We start from the raw sequence: 3,332 nt of genomic DNA, 5'->3' as shown, positions 1-3,332 counted from the left end.
GCCAGCCGCGCCTCCGCGACCAGCTCCCGCAACAGGTCCGGCGTCAGCAGGCTCATGACGCCGCCAATGGCTTGGTGAACATATGCAACCGGTGCAGCGGCTTGGCGCCGACCTTCTCGACCTGGCGCAACGAGGCGCCGTTGACGTCGGCGATCCAGGTTCCGCCCAGCGTCCGATAGCCGGCCTCGCGTAGCGCCAGCGCGGTGCGATACAGCATCGCGCCGTTGAGCCCGCGATTGTGCAGGTCGCGGCAGACCGACTGGTAGATCAGGACGGCGCGGATGTTGCTGAACCGGTGTTTCAGGAAACGAAAGGGCGCCGACAGGCCGATCCGGCCGCCAACCGATTTCACCAACGGATTGAGATCGGGAATCGCGATGATGGCGCCCGCGGGGCGGCCGCGGTGATAGACCACGGTCGATATCCGCTTGTCGATGACCCACATCATGTCGCCGGCCTGGAACAGATACTCGGCCGCCGTCGGCGGCACGAACATGGGATTCTCCGCAAAGCCGTCATTGAGGATGAGGCGGGCATCCTCGAGCCGCACCTTGAACGCGGAGCGCTTGATCGGCTGCCAGACGAAATCGGTGTCGGCGAGCACCGCGCGCTGCTTGTCGCCGAGCAGTTGCTCCGGCTGACCCTGGTCCAACGCGATCTCGAAGGTCGTCATCGGGAAGATCGCCTTGTAGCCCGCGCGTTCGAGATGGCGGGCAATATGCGGCGCGCTCCACATCATGTCGGTGAACGGCGCCTTGTCGAATCCATCCGTCATCACGCCGATCTGCTGCATCGCCGTGAGGTTGAAATTGCCTGTGATCGCCGTCATGCCTCGCTCGGCGAGCCAGCGCTCCGCAGCTTGAAGCAGCGCATCGGCGACCTCGGCATCGTCGATACAGTCGAAGAAGCCGAACGCACCGTTGCTGGTGCCGTGCTTGCGGTTGGAATCGTCGTGGACCGAAGCGGCGATCCGGCCGACCGGCCGGCCGCGGCGATGCGCGGAGAACAGCGCGTAGCGGCCATGCCCCTCCGTGACGAACGGATTTTTGGCGGGATCGAACATTCGATCGAAATCGCTCCACAGCGGCGGCACATAGGGACTGTCGGCCCCGTAGGCATTCAAGGCCGCATCAAATGCGGCCTTGCGGTCGCCCTCGCGAATCTCGAGCGTCATGCGGCCTCCGGCGTGAGGGTCAACAGCCGCTGCACCAAAGTGAGCGCCGTCTCGGTGGCGGGATCGGCCGAGGTGACGGGCACGGCAAGGGCAATCAGGTCGATCGGGTCCTGCCCGAGCGCGATCACATGGGTGGCGCTGTTCGCGGTCATCAGGGATGTCATACGCTCCACCGCGGGATGGGTGAGCGTCAGCCCCCACGGCGCCTCGGAACGGCGCAGCACGCGCGAGGTCGCGAGGAGCTCGTGGAGCAGCGGCGGATCGTAAGCGGCAAGATCGAGGGCGCGGAAGCGCCGCGCGCTCTCGAAGATCGGATGACGCGCGAGTTCAGCCACCAGCCCGGCACGCGTCTGCGCGGGCGACGCGGCCATGGAATTGAGCAGGCCCGGCTCCTGCGATTCGAACAAGGCGCGAAGCGCATCCGTCATCATGCCGATGGTGAGCACGCCCGCCACCGCGACCGCACAGAACCGGATCACCTGCGCCGCATCGACGTCGGATGCGATGAAGGCCGCTGCAATGCCGAGCAGGGCCGAGCTTGCGAGCCGCAGGGTCATCAGCGTCAGTCCGTGCCGCCGCGTCTCCGCACCGCCGCCGGCGATCAGCATGACGGTGACCGTGAGCAGCGCGCCGAGCGCCCCGAGACGAACCGGAATGTCGGGCCACAGCGTGCGAAAATCGGTGAGGATGAACGGCAGCACCAGCAGCGCGCCGACGGCAAGCCGCCCTATGCTGCGATTTTCGGACCCCATCAGCTCCGCACGGTCGCGCCGCGCCAGCAGCAGGCCGCAAGTCACGAAGCCCCCCAGCTGGAACAGCGCCAGCGCAATCGCATAAGGTTTTGCAAATTGCTCGAGGCCGAGCGCACCGCCGAGTCCCAGCACCACAGCGCCGGCGAGCGCGGCGATCTTCACCGCGCGCGGCGCATGCCGGCGCAAAATGCCTTCGGTCACGATCAGGGCGCCGAGCGGGATCAGCGATGCCGGGAGCACCGACAGGCGGTCGAGGAAAACGCTGCCGGTCCACCACGCCGCGCCACGGATCAGGAATAGCGCCGCGATCACGCCGAGCGCCACCAGCAGCCGGTGCGTCAGGGGGCTGCGGGGATCGCGCCGGTAGAACGTCATCATCGCCACGGCAAGGCCGATGGCACCGCACAGATTGACGATGGAATCGGCGATCGCGCCCGCGGTCATTTGGCACTCGTCAGTTCGGCGATGGCACGGCGCACCAGCGGCCGCATCAGCGCGGCCACGAGCGCATTCCGCGGTCTCTCGATCGCGGGCCGGTGCGGGTTCAGGAACCAGCCGCGGCAATCGGTCCCCGATTTGCGGCCGAGAATGAGCGCGATCGCCTCATAGGCCATCAGCATCCCGGTCGAGATCACCATGGGGGCAAACGACATCCGGCTGCGCCGCCCGGCGGCGACTTCGCCGGCGATGGCGAGATCGACATAGTTGCGCGAGGACGAATGCAGCATCACGTGCTCGATTTCGGCGAGCATCGCCGCGCGCCGGTCATCCTCGTTGATGTCGCGCCAATCCTTGTTCCGCGTCGGATAGTTCAGACGCTCTTCGGGCCTCGGATCATCAGGACGCACCACGATCACCGACGGCAGCGGCGACATGTAGGCGTCGATCACGGTCGCGGCCGCATCCCGCGCGGTTCGATAGAGGTGCACGCCGGCGGCGATGTCGTCCATGCCGTTGACGATGACCGGGCAGCGCGCGGCGATGCCCGCGAGTTCGCTGGTCCAGCTTTCGCCGAGCACGTCGATCTCGATGGTCGGGTTGATGCGCCGGGCGGCTTCGGCGGCGACTTCGGCCTTCTCGCGGCCGACCTCGTCGGCGAAGGCGAACACCTGACGATTGAGGTTCGACACCTCGAAGCGGTCGATATCGGCGATCACAAACTTGCCGACGCCTGCGCGCGCCAGCGCCGTGAAGGCCGCGCCGCCCATGCCGCCGACACCGCAGACGAAGACCCGTGCCTGCCGCAGCAATTGCTGCTCGCGCTCGTCGATGAAACCGAGGTTGCGCCCGGTGAAGGAATAATAGTCGAAACTCATCGCCCGCCCTCTGCATCGTTCCGACGCGGCCTCAGCGTGCCATATGCGCGGGTATCGTCCAGCCAGTAGATCAGCGGCAGCACCAGCCGC

At 66.8% G+C, this 3,332-nt stretch carries 3 protein-coding genes; all 3 read right to left on the bottom strand.

Annotated elements, in window-relative coordinates:
* Positions 1 to 52: 52 nt before the first annotated feature.
* The 3 genes from PMI42_RS09565 to PMI42_RS09555 are packed head-to-tail and all read right to left on the bottom strand — an operon-like array spanning position 53 to position 3,242.
* Positions 53 to 1,174, bottom strand: a complete 1,122-nt coding sequence (locus PMI42_RS09565) for a hypothetical protein (protein ID WP_008133043.1) — start codon at positions 1,172 to 1,174, stop codon at positions 53 to 55.
* The gene (locus PMI42_RS09560; protein ID WP_008133041.1) at positions 1,171 to 2,370 is read right to left on the bottom strand and encodes a hypothetical protein; all 1,200 of its coding nucleotides are present in this window, start codon (positions 2,368 to 2,370) and stop codon (positions 1,171 to 1,173) included. Before PMI42_RS09560 ends, PMI42_RS09565 begins: the two co-directional genes overlap by 4 nt.
* Positions 2,367 to 3,242, bottom strand: a complete 876-nt coding sequence (locus PMI42_RS09555) for a HesA/MoeB/ThiF family protein (protein ID WP_008133039.1) — start codon at positions 3,240 to 3,242, stop codon at positions 2,367 to 2,369. The genes PMI42_RS09560 and PMI42_RS09555 overlap by 4 nt, the downstream gene beginning before the upstream one ends.
* Positions 3,243 to 3,332: the final 90 nt, after the last annotated feature.

The organism is Bradyrhizobium sp. YR681, from assembly GCF_000282615.1.
Lineage (GTDB): Bacteria > Pseudomonadota > Alphaproteobacteria > Rhizobiales > Xanthobacteraceae > Bradyrhizobium.
This window is presented reverse-complemented; position numbering and strand designations above follow the sequence as displayed.